This window comes from Burkholderia sp. BKH01, assembly GCF_025685725.1.
In the GTDB taxonomy this organism is placed as follows: domain Bacteria; phylum Pseudomonadota; class Gammaproteobacteria; order Burkholderiales; family Burkholderiaceae; genus Burkholderia; species Burkholderia pyrrocinia_C.
Genome location: NZ_JAOTQT010000007.1, coordinates 1 through 20,386, shown reverse-complemented (window position 1 = coordinate 20,386; position 20,386 = coordinate 1). Strand labels below are relative to the sequence as shown.

The 20,386-nt window shown below is 67.8% G+C and carries 18 protein-coding genes; 8 read left to right on the top strand and 10 right to left on the bottom strand.

Annotated features, from left to right (window positions below):
• Positions 1-26 precede the first annotated feature (26 nt).
• Positions 27-1,433, bottom strand: a complete 1,407-nt coding sequence (gene aspA / locus OEJ37_RS13355) for an aspartate ammonia-lyase (protein WP_263344516.1) — start codon at positions 1,431-1,433, stop codon at positions 27-29.
• Between the two features lie 154 nt (positions 1,434-1,587).
• Between aspA and OEJ37_RS13350 the strand changes: the two genes are divergently transcribed.
• Positions 1,588-2,562, top strand: coding sequence for a LysR family transcriptional regulator (locus OEJ37_RS13350; protein WP_174420435.1), 975 nt, complete (start codon positions 1,588-1,590; stop codon positions 2,560-2,562).
• A 113-nt stretch (positions 2,563-2,675) separates the two neighbouring features.
• Here the strand turns inward: OEJ37_RS13350 and OEJ37_RS13345 are convergent, their stop codons facing one another.
• The 5 genes from OEJ37_RS13345 to OEJ37_RS13325 all read right to left on the bottom strand — a co-directional run bounded on the left by OEJ37_RS13345 (position 2,676) and on the right by OEJ37_RS13325 (position 7,237).
• Positions 2,676-3,740, bottom strand: coding sequence for an asparaginase (locus OEJ37_RS13345; RefSeq protein ID WP_263344515.1), 1,065 nt, complete (start codon positions 3,738-3,740; stop codon positions 2,676-2,678).
• A gap of 371 nt (positions 3,741-4,111) precedes the next feature.
• Positions 4,112-4,435 carry a hypothetical protein gene (locus OEJ37_RS13340; RefSeq protein ID WP_034179847.1) on the bottom strand — a complete coding sequence of 108 codons (324 nt, stop codon included), beginning with the start codon at positions 4,433-4,435 and terminating at the stop codon, positions 4,112-4,114.
• Between the two features lie 123 nt (positions 4,436-4,558).
• A complete protein-coding gene (locus OEJ37_RS13335) occupies positions 4,559-5,581 on the bottom strand; it encodes a DUF2891 domain-containing protein (RefSeq protein WP_175917769.1) in 1,023 nt (340 codons plus the stop codon).
• Positions 5,582-5,600: 19 nt separating this feature from the next.
• Positions 5,601-6,551 carry a DUF979 domain-containing protein gene (locus OEJ37_RS13330; protein ID WP_263344514.1) on the bottom strand — a complete coding sequence of 317 codons (951 nt, stop codon included), beginning with the start codon at positions 6,549-6,551 and terminating at the stop codon, positions 5,601-5,603.
• Positions 6,548-7,237 (bottom strand): DUF969 domain-containing protein, encoded by a 690-nt coding sequence (locus OEJ37_RS13325; RefSeq protein WP_047901263.1) that lies wholly within the window; start codon positions 7,235-7,237, stop codon positions 6,548-6,550. Before OEJ37_RS13325 ends, OEJ37_RS13330 begins: the two co-directional genes overlap by 4 nt.
• A 344-nt stretch (positions 7,238-7,581) precedes the next feature.
• Here OEJ37_RS13325 and OEJ37_RS13320 point away from each other — a divergent pair, with 344 nt between their 5' ends.
• Positions 7,582-7,806 carry a hypothetical protein gene (locus OEJ37_RS13320; RefSeq protein WP_047901264.1) on the top strand — a complete coding sequence of 75 codons (225 nt, stop codon included), beginning with the start codon at positions 7,582-7,584 and terminating at the stop codon, positions 7,804-7,806.
• Positions 7,807-7,867: 61 nt separating this feature from the next.
• Here the strand turns inward: OEJ37_RS13320 and OEJ37_RS13315 are convergent, their stop codons facing one another.
• Positions 7,868-8,296: a hypothetical protein gene (locus OEJ37_RS13315; RefSeq protein ID WP_263344512.1), complete on the bottom strand. Its 429-nt coding sequence runs from the start codon at positions 8,294-8,296 to the stop codon at positions 7,868-7,870.
• Positions 8,297-8,641: 345 nt separating this feature from the next.
• Here OEJ37_RS13315 and OEJ37_RS13310 point away from each other — a divergent pair, with 345 nt between their 5' ends.
• Positions 8,642-9,646, top strand: a complete 1,005-nt coding sequence (locus OEJ37_RS13310; protein ID WP_263344511.1) for a chemotaxis response regulator protein-glutamate methylesterase — start codon at positions 8,642-8,644, stop codon at positions 9,644-9,646.
• 58 nt (positions 9,647-9,704) lie between these two features.
• Positions 9,705-10,769 (top strand): diguanylate cyclase, encoded by a 1,065-nt coding sequence (locus OEJ37_RS13305; protein ID WP_263344510.1) that lies wholly within the window; start codon positions 9,705-9,707, stop codon positions 10,767-10,769.
• Positions 10,770-10,804: 35 nt separating this feature from the next.
• Here OEJ37_RS13305 and OEJ37_RS13300 read toward each other — a convergent pair whose 3' ends face one another.
• A complete protein-coding gene (locus tag OEJ37_RS13300; protein ID WP_263344509.1) occupies positions 10,805-13,054 on the bottom strand; it encodes a putative bifunctional diguanylate cyclase/phosphodiesterase in 2,250 nt (749 codons plus the stop codon).
• Between the two features lie 751 nt (positions 13,055-13,805).
• On the opposite strand from OEJ37_RS13300, the gene OEJ37_RS13295 reads away from it, so the two are divergent.
• Positions 13,806-14,528, top strand: a complete 723-nt coding sequence (locus OEJ37_RS13295) for a haloacid dehalogenase type II (protein WP_263344508.1) — start codon at positions 13,806-13,808, stop codon at positions 14,526-14,528.
• 93 nt (positions 14,529-14,621) lie between these two features.
• Positions 14,622-15,530, top strand: a complete 909-nt coding sequence (locus OEJ37_RS13290) for a hypothetical protein (protein WP_263344506.1) — start codon at positions 14,622-14,624, stop codon at positions 15,528-15,530.
• A gap of 3 nt (positions 15,531-15,533) precedes the next feature.
• On the opposite strand, the gene OEJ37_RS13285 is transcribed toward OEJ37_RS13290, so the two are convergent.
• Both OEJ37_RS13285 and OEJ37_RS13280 read right to left on the bottom strand, forming a co-directional pair.
• Positions 15,534-16,037: a hypothetical protein gene (locus OEJ37_RS13285; RefSeq protein WP_263344505.1), complete on the bottom strand. Its 504-nt coding sequence runs from the start codon at positions 16,035-16,037 to the stop codon at positions 15,534-15,536.
• A gap of 106 nt (positions 16,038-16,143) precedes the next feature.
• Positions 16,144-17,103 carry a LysR family transcriptional regulator gene (locus OEJ37_RS13280; protein WP_263344504.1) on the bottom strand — a complete coding sequence of 320 codons (960 nt, stop codon included), beginning with the start codon at positions 17,101-17,103 and terminating at the stop codon, positions 16,144-16,146.
• Positions 17,104-17,261: 158 nt separating this feature from the next.
• On the opposite strand from OEJ37_RS13280, the gene OEJ37_RS13275 reads away from it, so the two are divergent.
• Both OEJ37_RS13275 and OEJ37_RS13270 read left to right on the top strand, forming a co-directional pair.
• Positions 17,262-18,581 carry an MFS transporter gene (locus tag OEJ37_RS13275; protein ID WP_175917762.1) on the top strand — a complete coding sequence of 440 codons (1,320 nt, stop codon included), beginning with the start codon at positions 17,262-17,264 and terminating at the stop codon, positions 18,579-18,581.
• A 118-nt stretch (positions 18,582-18,699) separates the two neighbouring features.
• Entirely contained in the window at positions 18,700-20,226 is a 1,527-nt protein-coding gene (locus OEJ37_RS13270; protein WP_263344503.1) for a CoA-acylating methylmalonate-semialdehyde dehydrogenase, read from the top strand.
• Positions 20,227-20,386 lie beyond the last annotated feature (160 nt).

The following is a 20,386-nucleotide window of genomic DNA, read 5'->3' as shown; positions in this document are numbered from 1 at the left end:
CACGCGCCGGCGCCGCGCGGCCGATGTCAAAGCACGCGCGGCCGGATCAGTGCTTCGGGCTGAAGCGCGTCGTCCAGTTGCGCGTCGGTCATCAGTTCGCGCTCCAGCACGACCTCGCGGATCGACTTGCCGGTCGCGTGCGCTTCGGCGGCCACGGCGGTCGCGCGCTTGTATCCGATGTACGGGTTCAGCGCGGTCGCGAGCGCGACCGAGCGCTCCATCGTTTCGCGCAGCCGCTCGGGATTCGCGGTGATCCCGCTCACGCACCGCTCCGCGAGCGTCGTGCATGCGGCCGTCAGGTGGCTGAAGCTGCGGAACAACGCGCTGGCGATCACCGGCTCGAATGCGTTGAGCTGAAGCTGTCCGGCCTCGGCGGCGAAGGTCACGGTCAGGTCGTTGCCGAACACCTCGAACGCAACCTGGTTGACGACTTCCGGGATCACCGGATTCACCTTGCCGGGCATGATCGACGAGCCGGCCTGCACGGGCGGCAGGTTGATCTCGCCGAACCCCGCGCGCGGGCCGCTCGACAGTAGCCGCAGGTCGTTGCAGATCTTCGACAGCTTCACGGCGATCCGCTTGAGCACGCCCGAGACCTGCACGAACGCACCGCAATCCTGCGTCGCCTCGATCAGGTTCGGCGCGGTGCTCAGGTCGAGCCCGGTAATGCGCCGCAGCGCCGCCAGCGCCTTCTCCGCGTACTCCGGATGCGCGGTGATCCCCGTGCCGATCGCGGTCGCGCCGAGATTGATCTCGCGAATCAGCCAGCCGGCTTCCTGCAGCCGCGCGATGTCTTCGGTCAGCATCACCGCGTACGTCGAGAATTCCTGGCCGAGCGTCATCGGCACCGCATCCTGCAACTGCGTGCGGCCGAGCTTCAGCAGGCCCGCGAACGCGTCGGCCTTCTCCGCGAACGCATCGCGCAGCCGCGCCATCGCTTCGAGCAGATGCTCGACCGCGAAGCACGTCGCGATCCGGATCGCGGTCGGATAGACGTCGTTGGTGCTCTGCGCGAGATTGACGTGCTCGTTCGGATGCAGGTATTCGTACTGCCCGCGCGCGTGCCCCATGATTTCGAGCGCGCGGTTGCAGATCACTTCGTTCGCGTTCATGTTGGTCGACGTGCCGGCCCCGCCCTGGATGACGTCGACGACGAACTGGTCGTGCAGGCGCCCTTCGCGGATCTCGACGCACGCGGCGGCGATCGCGTCGCGATACGGCCGCGGCAGCAGCCCGAGCTCGCAGTTGGCGTCGGCCGCGGCTTCCTTCACGGCCGAGAGCGCCATCACGAGGTACGGCAGCGTCGCGATGCTGCGGCCGGTAATGTCGAAATTCTCTGTCGCGCGCAGTGTATGAACGCCGTAGTAGGCATCATCCGGAATGCTTCGCTTACCTAAAAGATCCGCTTCGATGCGGAAGCCGTTTTCTGCCATCGTGCCCTCCTGAATGTCTCGTGCCGCTGTCTCGTGCCGCTCGTCGTGCGCCGCTTCCCGACGCGACGGGTTCGCATTCTATGCCTTTGCAAAAACAAGCTCGCCTATGTATTATCGAAAGCGGTTTTGCGTGGGACGCAACAGCGAGAATCGAATGAAAAAAGGCGTGAGAGAGACAGGCATCGATCACCTCGGCGCGATGCGCGCGTTCGTGAAGGTGGTCGAAACAGGGAGTTTTTCGGCGGTCGCGAAGGAGATGCACGTGTCGACGTCGACCGTCGCGCGCAAGGTGACGGCGATCGAGGACGCGCTCGGCGTCGCGCTGCTGCACCGTTCGACGCACAGCGTGACGCTGACCGAGGCCGGCCACATCTACCTGGAGCGCGCGGTCACGCTGATCTCCGATCTCGACGACACGCTGCGTGTGGTCGCCGAGCTGAATGCGCAGCCGAGCGGCCCGCTGAAGCTCACCGCACCGGTCGCGTTCGGCCGCCGTCACCTCGCGCCGCTGGTCGCGCCGTTTCTCGCGCGCTATCCGACGATCCAGCTCGACGTGCGGCTCACCGACAACCACAACGACCTCGTGGCCGGCGGTTTCGATCTCGACATTCACGAAGGCGAGAACTACCTGGACAACCTGGTCGTCCACCGGCTGTCGCGCAACGACAGCATCCTGTGCGCGACGCCCGGCTATCTCGATCGCTGCGGGCGCCCATCGACGCCGGACGACCTGAAGCACCACAACTGCCTGCGCTACGTGCACCCGGAAGGCGATCCGCGCTGGGATCTCGTGCACGGCGACGCGCGGTACAGCGTGCTGCCGGCCGGCAATCTCGTCACCGACCATTCGGAGCTGCTGCTCGAAGCGACCTGCGCGGGGCTCGGCATCGCGGAGTTCGAGATCTGGCTGGTGCGCGACCTGCTCGCGAGCGGGCAACTCGAAGCCGTGCTGCCGCGCTACCGGCTGCAGAACCGGCTGACGGGCGAATTCATCTACATCGCGTATCTGGCGAACCGGCGCAGTTCGGCGAAGCTGCGCGTGCTGAAGGACTTTCTCGCGGAACATCTCGCGCAGATCGGCGAGCTGTCGGACGTCGAACTGGCGAAGATTCGCGGCGCTCGCGCGTAGCGCGCGCGTTCGTGTCCGCGCTTGTGTTCGCGTTCGTGTCGATCAGCTAGCGGGCGGGCGCCGATGCGCACGGCCCGGTTCGCGGGCCGGCGGCATCGGCGCGGTGACGACGCTCAGGCAGGCTGCAGTTCGAACGGGAACGTGGCGTGCCCGATCTCGACGCCCTGCGTATTGAGCATCCGCGGCCGGTGGAAGCCGGCCAGCTGCGCGCGCTGCGCGGCCGTGCCGATCTGCAGCCGCTCGAGCAGTTCGCTGACGACCATGTAGAGCACGTCGAGATTGCCGTCCTCGATCTTCACCGAAATGCCGAGCGCACCGTCGGCGCCGAGCCGCCGCGTGTTCTCCGATGCACGCACGCCGAGCCCGTAGCACGCATCGGCGCCGAGCTTGCCGACCACCTGCCCGTCGAACGCGTTCATCAGCACCGTGCAATAACGCCCGTCACCGGCGACCAGTTCCGGATGCGCCGTCATCGCACGATGAATGCGCGCCAGCGCGCGAACGCGACCGGTCATCTCGCCGCCGCCCGCCTCCACCTTGTCCGCGCCGTCGGCCAGCGATGCGTAGAGACGCGCCAGCCGATCCAGCGAAAACGCCGGCGTCGGCAGGTTGCACCCGTCGATCGCCCAGTCGACTTCGTCGTCGCGCAAGCCGCACGCATCGGCCACGACATGCTTCACGCGCACCTGCATCGGATGGTCGGGCAGATGGTAATCGGCCATCGCGGCGCCGATCGCCTGCGCGCCGGCCAGCATCCCGACGTGCTTGCCCGAACAGTTGCTGCACACGCCGGTCGGCGTGTAGTCGCGCTTGATCCACGACCGGTACACCGCGTCGGACAACGGCGGATGGCCGCCGCACCGCAAATCCGATTCGTGCGCGGCGACCTTGGCGAGCATCGCCCGCGTGCGTTCGATGTGCCGGTCCTCGCTGCTGTGCGACGCGCACATCAGCGCGATGTCCGCGTCGTCGAAGCCGAAGCGCTCGGGCGCGCCCGTCTCGATCACCGACAGCGCCTGGGCCGGCTTGGCCGCCGAGCGCGCCAGCGTCATCCGGAACGGATCGCCGAACCGGGCGAGCAACCTGCCGCTTGCATCCACCACCGCCACATGGGCGACGTGCGTGTTCTCGATCGCATTGCCGCGGTACGTGACGACCGCTGCGCGTTGGATGTCCATCGTGTCCTGTCTCCTCCTTGCTCGGGCCTGGTTGCCGGGGCCCGTCCAACCGGTACGGCAGTGTATCGAGTCGTCGCCGCCGAGAGCCAGTCCGGCAATGGAAAGCGGTGTTGCATGTGACGCAAAGGCAGTCGTGCGGCCCACGGAAACCTGACTGAACCAGCTCAAAAAATCATTCTCATCGCTTCCTGCACGCCTTGCTTGTAGCAGAGCCTCGAATCCTTCACGCCGCCGGACGGCGTCGGTTGTCCGACCGGCAGCCGTGCACGCATCGTTCACCTGCTGCTCGCGGCAATTCGCGGCCCCTTCGTCGATCACGGTGCCGTACGTCGAACGCGCTCATGCGCTCATGCGCTCACGCATTCACACGTTCACGCGAGGTGGTAGCGCAACCAGAAGGTTTCGCGGCATGCGTTGTCGAACGTCAGCCGCGACGGGCTGATCGGCTGCGCATCGGGATGGCGGAGCACGTCGTAATCGATCCAGCATTCGGCGCACAGCAGGTCGGACGGCGCGCGGTCCTGCTCGACCGAGCGGCGCACGATCGCGCCGTTGTCGAAGCGGTATTCGGTTTCGTCGCGCGTAACCTCGACATCGTCGTCGGTCCAGCGGTCGTGCGACGTCGCGTGCGACACGATCGACACGGGGCCGGCGAGCCCGTGGATCGCGGCGACGTAGGAAATGAGCTTGTGCATGAAGAGGCGGCGAACTGGCGAATGGCCGCTTCGCGCGACGCATGCTGCGCGAAGCGGCCCGAGCGGCGAGTATAGCCGCGCAGGAATGACCTTGCCGCCGGCGGGGTTTCGCTCGCTCGCGCGCTACGCTTCCAGCGCGAGCAACGCGAACGTCGCGAGCCAGTGCTCGCCCATGTAATCGCCGGCCACGTGCGCGAGCGCGCTCGCGAGATGCCGGCCGGCCGCGTCGAGCAGCTTCGCGCGCCGCGCGTCGCCTTCCGGCAGCGCGCCGGCGAGCGCACGCTGGCACCACGCGCGGCTCAGGTTCAGCCCATCGAGGTGCGCGATCTTGCCGTCGCTGCGGTCGCTGACCGTCGCCGGCTCGAACAGCGTCGCCGGCTCGCCGCGCGCGAGATCGGGCAAAAAGCGCGCGAACCAGCCGTCGAATTCGGCCGCCGGCAGCACGCGCCGCATCAGTTCGGCCTCCATCAGCGCGGGCGACAGGAATTCGTCGCCCGACGGCTCCCACGCCTGGCACGCGACGTCGTTCAGGTGCCAGCGCTTCGCGGTATCGACGATCAGCGCCGCGAGCCCGTCGCGCTGCGTGTCGCGCGCGAAGTCGAGCGCGAGCGCCAGCGCGAACGCGGTGTTGAAGTGCGTGCCGACGCGCAGCGGATAAGTCGCTTTCGGCAGGAAGGTCTCGAAGCGCGACACGAACAGGTCGGTGAGCGGCGCCATCGTCTTCGCCCAGCGCGCGGCCTGCGGCAGCGCACCCTTCAGCGCGAGCCGCTCGAGTTGCGCGGACAGCGCGAGCAGCCACGCCCAGCCGTACGGCCGTTCGAAGCCGCTGTTGTGCGGCAGCGCGAGATACGCGCGCTCGCCGGCGACGTTCGCGTCGGTGAAGTGCGCGTCGACGATCGCGACGATGCGTTCGGCCTCCGGTAGCGCCGGATAGCGTTCGAGCACGCGCAGCACGAGCCAGTAGCCGTGCACGCACGAGTGCCAGTCGTAGCTGCCGTAGAAAATCGGGTGCAGCGCGCGCGGCCCCTGCACGTCGTGCGGGCCTTCGAGCGAATGCGTGAGCTTGTTCGGATATTCGCGAGTCAGGTGCGCGAGCGCGAGCGACGCGAATTTCGATGCGAGTTCGGGCGTGAGTCGGTCGGTCATTGGAATCTCGTCCATCGAGTCAGAAGCGGAATGCGAACGCATACATCAGCAGCGTGTTCACGGCCAGCAGCAGCACGGCCGTCGGCCACTGCGCCTTGATCACGCCGTTCTTGTCCTTCAGTTCGAGCAGCGCCGCCGGCACGATGTTGAAATTCGCGGCCATCGGCGTCATCAGCGTACCGCAGAAGCCGCTCAGCATCCCGATCGCGCCGACGATCGCCGGGTTGCCGTGGAACTGGTGGACGATCAGCGGCAGGCCGATGCCGGCCGTCATCACCGGGAACGCGGCGAAGCCGTTGCCCATGATCATCGTGAACAGCGCCATGCCGACCGTGTAGGCCGCGACGACCGCGAACGGCGAATCGATCGGCACCCAGTCCTTCACGAGCCCCGACACCACGCCGCCGACACCGGCGAGCGCGAACAGCGCGCCGAGCGCCGCGAGCATCTGCGGCAGGATCGCGGCCCAGCCGACCGCGTCCATCGTGTGGCGCGCTTCCTTCAGCGCATGCACGGGCGAATCGCGCAGCATCGCGAGCGCGACGACGAACGCGACGATCGTGCCGAGCACGAGCGAGATCAGCGTCACGCTCTTCGGATCGACGAACGGCACGAGCTTCAGCGCGAACGTACCGACCAGCGTGACGAGCGGGATCAGCAGCGCGGGCAGGAACAGCCGGTTGCCGAAGCGCTGCGCGAGGGTTTCGCGCCGCACGGCCGCCGCTTCGCCGGCTTCGACCGATTTGCCGCGACCGAGCTTGCCCGAGCCGGCGATCACCGCGAGCGCGATCGCGAGGCAGCCCGTCACGAAATGCGGCAGCAGCGCGCCGAACAGGAACGTGACCGCATAGATCGCCCAGAACGCGAAATTGACGACGCGCCGCGGATTCGTGCGGTCCGTCAGGTTGAAGCATGCGAACGCGGCGAACATCAGCCCCGCGAGCGTGTACAGCGATTCGAGGCCGATCATCGCGCGCCCTCCTGCGCCAGCAAGCCGAAGCCGCGCGCGAGCCGGCGGTCGAGCAGCGCGAGGCGCGTGCAGTGGATCAGCAGCGCGGCGATCGCGGTCGGGATCGCCCACACCGACAGGTGCAGCGGCTCGATGGCGATCCCGTTCTGCTCGAGAAAGCCCTTGATCAGCAGGATCGACTGGATCGCTATGAAGATGTCCTCGCCGAAGAACACGGCGACGTTGTCGACGCCCGACGCATGCGCGCGGATCTGCTGGCGGACCGACTCGGGCAGCTCGCCATATCGGTTGACGGCGGCGGCTTCGGCCATCGGCGCGATCAGCGGTCGCACCATCTGCGCATGGCCGCCGAGCGACGTGAGGCCGAGCGCCGCCGTCGCCTGGCGCAGCACGAAGTACAGCATCAGCACGCGGCCCGTGGTCGCCGCCTGCACGCGCGAGATCATCCGCTTCGCCTGCTCCTTGAGCCCGTTGCGCTCGAGCAGCGCGATCACCGGCAGCGTCAGCCAGATGAGGCCCATGTAGCGGTTTTCGGTGAACGCCTTGCCGAACGCGCTGACGATGTCGACGAGATTCAGCCCGCCCGCCAGCCCCGTCGCGAGCCCCGCGATCGTGACCACCAGCAGCGCATTGAAGCGCAGCGCGAAACCGATCACGACGATCGGCACCCCAATCAGCACCAGCATTGCTCCTCCTTGTGTTGGACGCGCGGCGCCTTCGCGACGCGCCGCCTGCCCGGTTTGGACCGGGCTCGGACCGCAAAATCTAACACGAGACTTTATCGATAAAAAGTCGACGATTTGCCGATTCGGGTAAACGTTGAAGCGTGCGGAGACCGTGCGCGGGCCGTGTGCCGGCGGTATTTCATCGGAGGAATCGACCGCCGGTCGGCCGGCGCGGCGCGCTCGTTGCGACGCGCGCCTGCGTGCATTCGCACAGCCGGCGGCCGCCGGCGCGGGCCGCCGCGCGTGGCGGAGCCACGGTGCGCCGACTACACTGGAAAGCATCGGCAACGTACGGGAGAGCCGCCATGATTGACGTATTCCAGACCATCGGCAGCCGCGCGTTCTCCGCTCATCTGGCGAAGGACGGGATGGTGACGCTGATGGAACAACGCCATGAAGTCGACCGCGTGACGCTCGCGACCGCCTATGCTGCGCTCGTCGAGGAGGCCGAGCAGGAAGCCGACCTGCTCGACGCGACGGTCGAAGGCATGATGCGCGCGCTGATCCAGGGGTACGCGCGCAGCCATTGACGGCGCGGCCGCGCATCCGGTGCGCGGCCGGTCGCCCGGCCGGGTGCCCGGTTGCGACCCGCTACGCGGCCGGCGTATCGGCGCCCATGCCGAACCACCGGCCCGCGCGCAATTGCCCGTGGTCGGCCCGCGTGAAGATCCTCAACAGATTCGATACGGCGCCGTTGCTGCCGCGGTCGAGCTGTGTCAGGAACGCTTCGACCTCGTCGCGGCCGGCAAACAGGATCGTGCTGAAGTAGCGTTCGCGCTCGGCGTCGGACAGGTTCGTCGCGCACAACTGATACGGATGATGAAGCGCCGCGAACAGGAAGTAGTAGCGCTCGGCGTCGTCGCGCAGCACGCGCACCGCGTCGGGCTCGACCGGAAACTCGCGGTGGAACGACGCGTGCCCGCTCTCGATGTCGATCCGATACAGCAACCGGCCGTCGCGTTCGATCACGACCGGCGCGTACCGGTCACGGCTGACGAGCGTGGTGTCGCGCGCGGCCATCCCGTTCTCCTCGTTCTTCCTGTCGGAGCCGGCACGGTAACATGCGTGCTTCGGCGGCCTGCCGTGGCGAGATCGCGTGGCCCCGGCATGCACGCGTGCGCCGGCCCGGTTCCGTTACCGGCCGAAAACGCCGCATCGTCATGGCGGAAACGCACTGAAACGGCGCAACGCGCAAATTTTTCGATTGCCGCCGCCCGCGCCGCATGACAGCATTCGGGGCGTCGACAACCAAAAAGAATGCCGTGCCGCCCGGCCGCAGATGCCGCCCGTCGGCGCCGAACAGGCAGCCCCTTCCATGAACCCGGCCTACCTCCAACACGACGAACCGACCGGAGAATTCCGCTTGTGAACATCGGCATCGTCAACGACCTCCCGCTTGCCGTCGAGGCGATGCGCCGCGCGATCTCGCATCGGCCCGAGCACCGCGTGCTGTGGGTCGCGACCGACGGCGCGCAGGCCGTCGAACTGTGCGCCGCGCAGCCGCCCGACGTCGTGCTGATGGACCTGATCATGCCGAAATTCGACGGGATCGAAGCGACGCGGCGGATCATGCGGTCCGAACGACCGTGCGCGATCCTGATCGTGACGAGCTGCATCGGCGCGAACGCGTGGCGCGTGTTCGAGGCGATGGGCGCCGGCGCGCTCGACGCGGTCGACACGCCGCGGCTCGGCGAAGGTGCGGCCGGCGACACGACCAGACTGCTGCTCGCGAAGATCGACCAGATCGGCCGCCTGCTCGATGCGCCCGGCGGCACGCGCGTTGCCGGCATCGCCACCCGCGCCGACGGCGGCCCGCTGGTCGCGATCGGCGCATCGGCTGGCGGCCCCGGCGCGCTCGCGTCGATCCTCGGCGGCCTGCCGGCCGATTTCGGCGCGCCGATCGTGATCGTGCAGCACGTCGACCGCGCGTTCGCCGAAGGCATGGCGCAATGGCTCGACGGCCAGACGCCGCTCGCCGTGCGCGTGGCGCGCGAAGGCGACCGCCCGCAGCCGGGCGTCGCGCTGCTCGCCGCGACCGACGATCACCTGCGCATCACGCGCGCCGGCACGCTCGAATACACGCGCGAGCCGGCCGCCACGCCGTATCGCCCGTCGGTCGACGTGTTCTTCAACAGCCTGACCGAGCACTGGCCCGGCCGCGTGATCGGCGTGCTGCTCACCGGGATGGGACGCGACGGCGCGATCGGCCTGAAGGCGCTGCGGATGAAGGGCTACCATACGATCGCGCAGGACGAGGCGACGAGCGCCGTGTACGGCATGCCGAAGGCGGCCGCGACGCTCGGCGCGGCGCGCGCGATCCTGCCGCTCGGCCGCATTGCGGGCGAACTGGCGGCGCTCGCACGGATCTGATCCCGACGATGAACACGCGCAACACCCATGCCTGCCCTTGCAACAACCCGCATCGATCATGACTAGCGACCTGACCCGCCCGCCGGGCGGCCCGCATACGCCGCCCGCCGACGTGCCGGCAATGGTGTTGCTGGTCGACGACCAGACGATCGTCGCCGAAGCCGTGCGACGCGCGCTCGTCGACGAGGAAGGCATCGACTTCCACTACTGCCCGCGCTCGGACGACGCGATGGCCACCGCGATCGAGACGCGGCCGACCGTGATCCTGCAGGACCTCGTGATGCCCGGCACCGACGGGCTGAGCCTCGTGAAGACGTACCGCGCGAATCCGGCGACGCGCGACGTGCCGATCATCGTGCTGTCGACGCAGGAAGAGCCCGTGATCAAGAGCGCCGCGTTCGCGGCCGGCGCGAACGACTACCTCGTGAAGCTGCCCGACCGTATCGAGCTCGTCGCGCGCATCCGCTACCACTCGCGCTCTTACGTGAACCTGCTGCAGCGCGACGAGGCCTATCGTGCGCTGCGGCAATCGCAGCAGCAACTGCTCGAGGCCAATCTCGAACTGCGGCGCCTCACGCACTCGGACGGGCTGACCGGGCTGTCCAACCGGCGCTATCTCGACGAATACCTGGCCGCCGAATGGCGGCGCGGCACGCGCGAGCGCAACGAGCTGTCGCTGCTGATGATCGACGTCGACAATTTCAAGCTGTACAACGACACGTACGGGCACGTGTCGGGCGACAGCGTGCTCAAGCAGATCGCGTCGACCATCGAGCGCTGTCTCGGGCAGTCGGGCGATCTCGCCGCGCGCTTCGGCGGCGAGGAATTCGCGGTCGTGATGCCTGCCTCGTCGCCGGGCGCCGCGCGGCTGCTCGGCGAGAAGATCCGTCTCGCGGTCGAGGCGCTGCGGCTGCGGCACGCGCATTCGTCGACGGGCAACACCGTGACGATCAGCATCGGCGGCGCGAGCATCGTGCCGGCGCCCGGCCTGCCGACGACCGTGCTGATCGAGGCCGCCGACCGTGCGCTGTACCGTGCGAAGCACGAAGGCAAGAACCGCGTCGAGATCGACGCGACGACGCCGCCCGGCGCCGGCGGGTTCGGCGCGCCGCGCGACGACTAGGGTTCGTTACTGGCGCAAACAGGCCCTGGCCGCGCTCACGCGGCGCCGAGCCGGCGCGCGTAGTCGTTCGCGTCGAGCGGCCGGCTGAACAGGTAGCCCTGCTGCATGTCGCAGCCGATCTGCTGCAGGAACCACGACTGCGCCTGCGTCTCGACACCTTCGGCCGTGACCTTCATCCCGAGCGAATGCGCCATCGCGACCACCGCCTGCGTGATCGCGACCGAGTCGTGATGATCGGGCACGCCCGACACGAACGAGCGGTCGACCTTCAGGATGTGCAGCGGAAATCGCTTCAGGTACGCAAGCGACGAATAGCCGGTGCCGAAATCGTCGACCGAGATCCGCACCTTCATGTCCGTGAGCGCTTCGAGCATCGGCAGCACGGTGTCGGTGTCGTTCATCAGCAGTCCTTCGGTGATCTCGAGTTCGAGCGCGGACGGATCGAGCCGCGTTTGCGCGAGACAGCGGTCGACCGATTCGACGAGCCCTTCGTGGAACTGCCGAGGCGACAGGTTGACGGCCACCATCAGGTCGGGCGCGATCGTGCGGCGCCATTCGGCCGCCTGCCGGCACGCGGTTTCGAGCACCCACTGGCCGATCGACACGATCAGCCCCGTATCTTCGGCGACCGGAATGAATTCCGTCGGCGACATCGGCCCGAGTTCGGGGCTCGTCCAGCGCAGCAGCGCCTCGGCGCCGACCGTGCGGCCGGTGCGTGCATCGACGACGGGCTGATACGCGAGCCGCAGCAGGTCCGACGTGAGCGCGCGCCGCAGCGACTGCTCGACCGCGAAGCGGCGCTGCAGCCGCAGGTTGAGCTGCGCGGTGAAGAACGTGAAGTGGTTGCGGCCGTGCTGCTTCGCGTCGTACATCGCCGAATCGGCGTTGCGCATCAGCGTGACGGCGTCGTCGCCGTCGCGCGGCGCGACGCTGATCCCGATCGACACGCCGAGCCAGTACTCGTTGTTCGCGATCGCGAACGGCTTCGCGATCGCGTCGATCACCTCGCGCGCGAGCACCGCGAGGCGGTCGGGATCGTCGCAGTCCTCGACGAGGATCACGAATTCGTCGCCGCCGACGCGCGTCAGCGCATGCCGGCCGCCCGCGCAGGCCGCGAGCCGCGCCGCGACGCTGCGCAGCAACGCGTCGCCGGCGTCGTGACCGGCCGTGTCGTTGACCTTCTTGAAGCCGACGAGATCGATGAACAGGATCGCGACGCGCGCGGGCCCGTCCGTCGCATCGTGCCCGCCGAACAGCTCGCGCATGCGGTCGCCGAGCCAGCGGCGGTTGTAGAGGCCCGTCAGCGCATCGCGCGTCGCCAGGTAGCGCAACTGCTGCTGCGCTTCGCGCACCGGGCCGATGTCGTTGAACGACACGAGTACCGAGTCGGCCTGCGTCTCGCCCGGCTTCACGATCGGCACCGCGTTGCCGCGCACCCAGATGATGTCGCCATCCGCCAGGCTGAAGCCGACCGTGTAGTCGAGCTGCGGCGTGGCCGTCTCGAGCGCGAGCCGGCTCGGCCATTCTTCCGGCGCGATCGGCGTGCCGTCCTCGCGCAGCTTGCGCAGGATCACCGTCGACAGCCGGCGGCCGACGAGGTCGCCCTGCACGTGCATCATCCGGTTCGCGCTCGGGTTGCTCGCGACCACGACGCCGTCGCGCGACACGACGAGGATCCCTTCGTTCAGGCTGTTGACGACGAGCCGGTGATGTTCCTCGCTGCGCGCGAGCTGCCGCACCATCCGGTCCTGGTGAACCGCGAGGCCGACGCTGTTGCCGATATCGCGCAACAGCGCGGTTTCCTCGTCGCTCGGCCGGCGCGGCGTGCGGTGATAGACGGCGAACGCGCCGAGCACGACGCCCGCGTCGTCGAGGAACGGCACCGACCAGCACGCGCGCAGGCCCAGCGGCAACGCGACGGAACGGTAGTCGGCCCACAGCGGATCGGTTTCGATGTCCTCGACGGCAACCATCCGGCGCTCGTACATCGCCGTGCCGCACGACCCCGCGGCGGGCCCGATCGATGCGCCGTCGATCGCGGCGCTGTACTGCGCGGGCAACGACGGCGCCGCGCCGACACGCACGTGCACACCGTCCGTATCGAGCAGCAGGATCGTGCACGATGCGCCGTCGCCGAGCAAAGTCTCGGCGCGCCGGCAGACCTCGATCAACAGTTCCGGCAGCGGCGTGTTGCGCGTGATCAGCCTCAGCACGCTCTGCTCGGACGCGAGCACTTCCGCCGCGAGGCCGAGGCTGTAACGAGAACTTTGCGGTTCGGTATTCAAGTTGAATCCTGCCGTCCGTCCGATCGGGTCTGATGCACCCGATTCGTTATCGATCCTTCGTGCCGTTTTTCGCTCCGGGTTTACGCCGATACCCGGTGCGCCCCGTGTGCGCGCCATGTGCGCGCCGAACCATGGCGCACCGAAACATATTTAACACCAATCCGTGAGACCCCGCGCATCCGCACGCATCAGGGCTTACGCGTGGTTGATGCGTCGCTTGCGGCCGACCGTCAGCCTTTCGAAAGGATTGCGCGCCGCGCGACGGCCTCGTGAGCGTTTGCGCGCGCCGCACGCATCCGTCGAAAGCGATTCGTCGAATTGTTGCGGCGCACTGCCTCGATCTCTTTCGATCGTCCGTGCCGGGTTGCGTGTGCGTCGCGGCCTTCCGCGCATCGAGCGCGGCCGCGACCGGGCCGCTCACGGGCGCCGCATACGGCGCACCGACCGTGTCGGGCATCGTCGACCGTTTCAGCGGCAGCCGGCCGACGTGCTCGCCCGCCCGTGCGGCAGGGTCGAACGCGCAGGCCGACTGTTCGGCGACCGCGCGGCTGGTCTGCCACGACGCCGATTCCGGCTTGCAGCGGCGCGCCCCACGCTGCCTCTTGCATCCGTTCCGGCGGCACCCGGACAACATCGCGGCCCGGCCAAGCTGCGTTTTCGTATCCGTGATTCAATGTCGATCGAACCGGCGTCGCGCATTCCGGCGGCACGGCGACGTGTGTCCTCATCGAATGACCTTCACTGGATCGCCATGACGAACCCCACCGAAATCAAGGCGCTCGTTTTCGATGTCTTCGGAACGATCGTCGACTGGAGAAGCTGCGTCGCACGCGGTGCCGCCACCTTTCTGGAGCGCCACGCGCCGGCGCTCGATCCGTTCGAGTTCGCCGATGCGTGGCGAGCCGAATATTCGCCGTCGATGGAAGAAATCCGCAGCGGCCGCCGCCGCTACGTGCGGCTCGACGTGCTGCATCGCGAGAACCTCGTGCGCACGCTCGACCGCTACGGGATCGTCGACGCGCCCGACGCGGACATCGATGCACTCAACCTCGCGTGGCACAGCCTCGACCCGTGGCCCGACGCCGTCGCCGCGCTGCATCGCCTGAAGCGGCGCTTCATCATTGCGCCGCTGTCGAACGGCAACATCCGGCTGATGGTCGACGTCGCGAAACGAGCGGGGCTGCCGTGGGACGCGATCCTCGGCGCGGAAGTCGTCCGCGCGTACAAGCCATCGCCGCAGGTGTACAGCGACACGGTCGACATTCTCGGCGTCTCGCCGGCCGAACTATGCCTGGTCGCGGCGCACAACGGCGATCTCGCCGCCGCGCGCCGGCTCGGGCTGTCGACCGCGTTCGTGCTGCGGCCGACCGAACACGGACCCGGCCAGACGACCGACCTGGAAGCCGACGATGCATGGGACTTCGATGTCAGGGACCTGAACGAACTCGCGGATCGGCTCGGTTGCCCGGGTTGAACGCCCGCGGCCCCGGACGATTCCCGCACGGGCGGTACGGCGAGGCCGGCGACTGCTAGACTCCGCAACCACCGCCCTTTCCGATTCGCCCACATGTCATCTCCGCTGCATCTGGTAGAAGGCAAGCTGACCGCGCTGCGCTTCCTGGAACGCCCGGATCAGGATCCTTCCGAAAGCCATCGGGTCCCGCCGGCGGACCCGGAGGCCAGGAAAAAATCGCTCGGCTACCGGTTCACGCACCACGTGGTGCCGATCATGGCCGCCCTGACCGGCAACGGCGCCGCGGCCAACGCGCTGATGTTTGAACAAGACAACGAAGACAGCATCCTGGCCAAGCTGAACGCCGACGCCGACAAGATCGAGCACCCGGCGACGTGGTCGTATGCGAATCTGCGCGGCAGCAAGACCTTCGCATCGCAAAACGCCTATGTGACCGTGGGCAGGAACGGCAGGATCATCTTGGCCAAACTTCCGGTGGAGATCGAAATCGGCGGAGCGACATATCGCGGCTTTCTGGGCGGGCAATGCTTCGAGGTCGGCGACGAAGTCGTGGCCGTCATCAACCGGAAAGGCCGCCTGTTTGCGCTGTCGTCTCCCGATCGGCGCTATATGGCCATGGATTACACCTGTGGCGATACGGGGCTGGCCGGCCTGACGCGCTCGCTGTGGCTGGCCTGGAAATGGTCGTTCATCGGCGTGAACTGCCTGCTCGTCCCGATGATGATCCTGGTGCTCTGGACCGGCGACGGCGGGTTTTCCGATCTCGAGCTCGACCTGTTCATGCTGCTGGGCGGGCCGCTGATGATGGGCGTCCTGCTGGCGCTGATCATCGGCGTGCGGCTTTCATGGTCCGACTGGCTGCCGGCGTGGCGCACGTCGAGTATTTTTCATGCGTTGGGCCGCCCGGATCTTTGCAAGCGCGATTTCGACGTCGCCCGCGAGGAAGCCGAACGCACGGGACAAATGCGCGACACGGATATCGGGCAAATCTATTACACGTAGGCGCTAGGCCCCGGGTGCCGGCTCCGTCGCGACGGCACGCCCCTTCGCCGCGATCGCGAGGCGCCGCCAGTTGCGCGCCGCGTATCGGTGGGCCTGCTGCAACGCGAACCACAAACCGATCTGCCGAACCGGCTTGAAGATGCCGCGCGCGCTGAACACCGTGCGCCGCTCGACGCGTGTCTTGTCACCTTCGATTGACGTCAGCGTGAATTCATCCTCCAGCAGCCCAACCCAGTCGCGACACCAGACCGTCGACGACACCATCCGGTAACGCAGCCGGCGATTCTCGTCGAGCACGAGAATCCGCTGGTCGATCGTGCCGCGATCGGTCGTGCACTGCCGCGTATTACCGACGGCCGGCGTGCCTTCGAGCACGCGGCAACTGACGGGCTTCGGCACGCCGAGGCGGAACAGAAACGGCCGCGTGTCGTCCATCCGGGCATGGAGAAAATGCGGCCACACATGCTCGGGCCGGCAATCGAACGTCCACTGCGAATGAATTTCCACGACACTCTCCTGACGGCTGTCGGTGCGGATATGACGCGATGATAACCCTCGCGTCCGCGTTGCCCCGCGCGAGCGCCGCGCGAATCGCCGCCGTCTCCATCACCGGCTAATCGGCCTCGCCGACGAATTTCAACGTCCCCGATTCGCCCATCAGCAATTCCCGGTTCGCCTCCGCCGCCGTGCGCAGGTAATCCCACAGCGCGGTCACGCGCCGCAGCTTGCGCAGATCCTCGCGGCAGGTCAGCCAGAAGCACCGCGTGACGACCACGTCGTCCGGCAGCACCGGCACCAGCGCCGGCTGCGTGGCCGCCATGAAGCACGGCAGGATCGCGAGCCCGCCGCCCTGCAGCGCCGCGAAATATTGCGCGATCACGCTCGTCGTGCGCAGCCCGGCCGTCGCGCCCGGCACCGCGCGGTCCAGGTACAGCAGCTCGTTGCTGAACGCAAGATCGTCGACATAGCTGATGAACGCGTGCCGCGCGAGATCGTCCGTGCACGTGATCGGCGCATGGTTCGCGAGATAGTCGCGCGTCGCGTAGAGCCGCAACTGGTAGTCGCACAGCTTCGTGACCACGTAAGGCCCGCGCTCGGGCCGCTCGAGCGTGATCGCCAGGTCGGCCTCGCGCTTCGGCAGGTTGACGAAGTGCGGGACCGGCAGCAGGTCGACCGTCACATGCGGATGCGCGGTGCGAAACCGCGCGAGCTGCGGCGCCAGGAAAAAGCAGCCGAACCCTTCAGTCGACCCGATCCGCACGTGGCCCGACAGCGCCTCGCCGGTGTTCGCGACCTGGTCGCACGCGGACTGCACGGTCGTCTCCATCGCGTCCGCATACGCGACGAGCCGCTGCCCTTCAGCCGTCAGCGTGAAGCCGCCGGAGCGCGACTTGTCGAACAGCAGCGTGCCCATCGCGGCCTCGAGCGCGCGAACGCGCCGCGCGACGGTCGTGTAGTCGACCCCGAGCCGCTTCGCGGCGCCGCTCGCGCGCTGCGTGCGCGCGACTTCGAGGAAGAAACGCAGGTCGTCCCAGTTCAGGTTGCCGGAAACCGGCTCGGTGGCATGTCGCATCGGCGAGAGAAAAAGGGGCAGAAGTCTCCGGGCCGGCCGTCGATATGCATAAATGCACATCCAACCGGTTTCTTTATCGGTACATCATGAATCTGCGCATAACTATACTCGACCGTGACCTGCGGACCATGAGCCGCGGCACCCACCACGGAGACACCATGCAGACCCGATCCACCCTCGATGAGCATGCGACAGTCGCGACGCCGGCCCCCGAGCGCACCGCGAAGCACTACCTGCTGGCCGGCTGGGCCAGCATGGCCGGCACGACGATCGAGTGGTACGACTTCTTCCTGTACGGCACGGCCGCCGCGCTCGTGTTCAACCGCATCTTCTTCCCGTCGCTGGACCCCGTGGTCGGCACGCTCGCCGCGTTCGGCACGTTCGCGGTCGGCTTCATCGGGCGGCCGATGGGCGGCATCGTGTTCGGCCACTTCGGCGACCGGATCGGCCGCAAGTCGATGCTGATGATCACGCTGCTGCTGATGGGCGTGCCGAGCATGATCATCGGGCTGATCCCGTCGTACGACAGCATCGGCTACTGGGCGGCCGCGCTGCTGATCGCGATGCGCTTCCTGCAAGGGATGGCCGTCGGCGGCGAATGGGGCGGCGCGGTGCTGATGGCCGTCGAGCATGCGCCGAAGGGCCGCAAGGGGCTGTTCGGCAGCCTGCCGCAGACGGGCGTCGGGCTCGGCCTGATCCTGTCGTCGCTCGCGATGGCCGCGGTGGCCGCGCTGCCGGAAGCGGACATGCTGTCGTGGGGCTGGCGCGTGCCGTTCCTCGCGAGCATCGCGCTCGTCGGCCTCGGCTGGTTCATCCGCGCGAAGGTGCCCGAGTCGCCCGACTTCGAGAAGATGCGGCGCCAGGGCAAGGCCGAGAAGTCGCCGGTGACGGCCGCGCTGCGCCGCCATCCGCGCGAGGTGCTGACCATCGTCGGCGCACGCGCCGCCGAGAACACGTGGTTTTACATGGTCGTCACGTTCGCGCTCGCTTACGCGACGCAGCAGCTTCATCTGCCGAAGGCCGAGATGCTGCACGCGATCACGGCCGGCGCCGTGCTGTCGCTCGTCACGATGCCGCTGTGCGGCCACCTGAGCGACCGCATCGGCCAGCGCCGGATGTTCGCGATCGGCCTCGTGCTGATGTGCGCGTTCGCCGCGCCGTTCTTCATGATGCTCGGCACGCAGCAGACGTCGTACGCATGGTGGGCGATCGTGCTCGGCCTCGGCGTCGTGTTCCCGATCCTCTATGCGCCGGAATCGCTGCTGTTCGCACAGCAATTCCCGGCGGAAATCCGCTACAGCGGCATCTCGCTGTCGGTGCAACTCGCCGGCGTGATCGGCGGCGGCTTCGCGCCGATGATCGCGACGTCGCTGCTCAAGGCCGGCGGCGGCCAGCCGCATTACGTCATTGCGTACCTCGTCGGCTTCGGCGTGTTCGCGCTCGTGTGTACCGCACTGATGCGGCCGCCGCGCGCCTGAGCACGCCCGGCCGGCATCCGTCCGAACCCGGTTCGTCCTGCTGTCTGCCGCGCCTGCACGTGCGGCGGATACAGGCTGCCTTTTCATCGCAACATCGCTTCCTTCCCCGGAGAGTTCCATGAACGCCGCAGTTCCCCAGACCACCCTCGCCCTGCCCACCGCCAAGCTGCTGATCGACGGCGCGTTCGTCGAATCGCAAAGCACCGAATGGGGCGACATCGTCAACCCCGCGACGCAGGAAACGATCGGCCGCGTGCCGTACGCGACGCTCGACGAGGTCGACGCCACGATCGCGTCTGCACAGCGCGCATTCCAGACCTGGAAGACGACGCCGGTCGGCGCACGGCTGCGCATCATGCTGAAGTTCCAGGATCTCGTGCGCCGCAATCTCGAACGGATCGCGCACACGCTGACGGCCGAGCAAGGCAAGACGCTGCCCGACGCGCAAGGCGACATCTTCCGCGGCCTCGAAGTGGTCGAGCATGCGTGCTCGATCGGCACGCTCCAGCAAGGCGAATTCGCGGAGAACGTCGCGGGCGGCGTCGATACCTACACGCTGCGCCAGCCGATCGGCGTGTGCGCGGGCATCACGCCGTTCAACTTCCCCGGGATGATCCCGCTGTGGATGTTCCCGATGGCGATCGTGTGCGGCAACACGTTCGTGCTGAAGCCGTCGGAGCAGGACCCTCTGTCGACGATGCAGCTCGTCGAACTCGCGATCGAGGCCGGCGTACCCAAAGGTGTACTGAACGTCGTGCACGGCGGCAAGACGGTGGTCGACCGCCTGTGCACGCATCCGGACATCAAGGCGATCTCGTTCGTCGGCTCGACGCGCGTCGGCACGCACGTGTACAACCTCGGCAGCCAGCACGGCAAGCGCGTTCAGTCGATGATGGGCGCGAAGAACCACGCGGTGGTGCTGCCCGATGCGCACCGCGAGCAGACGATCAACGCGCTCGTCGGCGCCGGCTTCGGCGCGGCCGGCCAACGCTGCATGGCGACGTCGGTCGTCGTGCTCGTCGGCCAGGCGCGCAACTGGCTGCCCGAACTCGTCGAGAAGGCGAAGCTCTTGAAGGTGAATGCGGGCGCGGAAGCCGGCACCGACGTCGGCCCGGTCGTGTCGAAGGCCGCGAAGGAACGCATCCTGTCGCTGATCGACGAAGGCGTGAAGGCCGGCGCGAAGCTCGAACTCGACGGTCGCAACGTGAAGGTGCCCGGCTACGAGCGCGGCAACTTCGTCGGCCCGACGATCTTCTCGGGCGTGACGACCGACATGTCGATCTATACGGAAGAAATCTTCGGGCCGGTGGTGGTCGTGCTCGAAGCCGACACGCTCGACGAAGCGATCGCGCTCGTCAACCGCAACCCGATGGGCAACGGCGTCGGGCTGTTCACGCAGAGCGGCGCGGCCGCGCGCAAGTTCCAGAGCGAGATCGACGTCGGTCAGGTCGGCATCAACATCCCGATTCCGGTGCCGGTGCCCTACTTCAGCTTCACGGGCTCGCGCGGCTCGAAGCTCGGCGATCTCGGCCCGTACGGCAAGCAAGTCGTGCAGTTCTACACGCAGACGAAGACGGTCACCGCGCGCTGGTTCGACGACGATGCGACGGCCGGCGGCGTGAACATGACGATCGCGCTGCGCTGATAGATAGGCATGCGGCCGGACTAAGCGTCGAGGCGTCAGGTCCGGTCGACCGCGAAGCATGGGACCGGGCCAAGCGCTGAAGCGCCAAGTCCGGTCGACCGCGATGCATGGGACCGGGCCAAGCGCTGAAGCGCCAAGTCCGGTCGACCGCGATGCATGG

Bases quoted from the DNA above. Each gene is read 5' to 3' on its own strand.
- OEJ37_RS13320 (WP_047901264.1), top strand. From the start codon at position 7,582: ATGATTGACGTATTCCAGACCATCGGCAGCCGCGCGTTCTCCGCTCAT.
- OEJ37_RS13270 (WP_263344503.1), top strand. From the start codon at position 18,700: ATGAACGCCGCAGTTCCCCAGACCACCCTCGCCCTGCCCACCGCCAAG.
- OEJ37_RS13275 (WP_175917762.1), top strand. From the start codon at position 17,262: ATGCAGACCCGATCCACCCTCGATGAGCATGCGACAGTCGCGACGCCG.
- OEJ37_RS13315 (WP_263344512.1), bottom strand. From the start codon at position 8,296: ATGGCCGCGCGCGACACCACGCTCGTCAGCCGTGACCGGTACGCGCCG.
- OEJ37_RS13305 (WP_263344510.1), top strand. From the start codon at position 9,705: ATGACTAGCGACCTGACCCGCCCGCCGGGCGGCCCGCATACGCCGCCC.
- OEJ37_RS13340 (WP_034179847.1), bottom strand. From the start codon at position 4,435: ATGCACAAGCTCATTTCCTACGTCGCCGCGATCCACGGGCTCGCCGGC.
- aspA (WP_263344516.1), bottom strand. From the start codon at position 1,433: ATGGCAGAAAACGGCTTCCGCATCGAAGCGGATCTTTTAGGTAAGCGA.
- OEJ37_RS13345 (WP_263344515.1), bottom strand. From the start codon at position 3,740: ATGGACATCCAACGCGCAGCGGTCGTCACGTACCGCGGCAATGCGATC.
- OEJ37_RS13330 (WP_263344514.1), bottom strand. From the start codon at position 6,551: ATGATCGGCCTCGAATCGCTGTACACGCTCGCGGGGCTGATGTTCGCC.
- OEJ37_RS13295 (WP_263344508.1), top strand. From the start codon at position 13,806: ATGACGAACCCCACCGAAATCAAGGCGCTCGTTTTCGATGTCTTCGGA.
- OEJ37_RS13290 (WP_263344506.1), top strand. From the start codon at position 14,622: ATGTCATCTCCGCTGCATCTGGTAGAAGGCAAGCTGACCGCGCTGCGC.
- OEJ37_RS13335 (WP_175917769.1), bottom strand. From the start codon at position 5,581: ATGACCGACCGACTCACGCCCGAACTCGCATCGAAATTCGCGTCGCTC.
- OEJ37_RS13350 (WP_174420435.1), top strand. From the start codon at position 1,588: ATGAAAAAAGGCGTGAGAGAGACAGGCATCGATCACCTCGGCGCGATG.
- OEJ37_RS13325 (WP_047901263.1), bottom strand. From the start codon at position 7,237: ATGCTGGTGCTGATTGGGGTGCCGATCGTCGTGATCGGTTTCGCGCTG.
- OEJ37_RS13280 (WP_263344504.1), bottom strand. From the start codon at position 17,103: ATGCGACATGCCACCGAGCCGGTTTCCGGCAACCTGAACTGGGACGAC.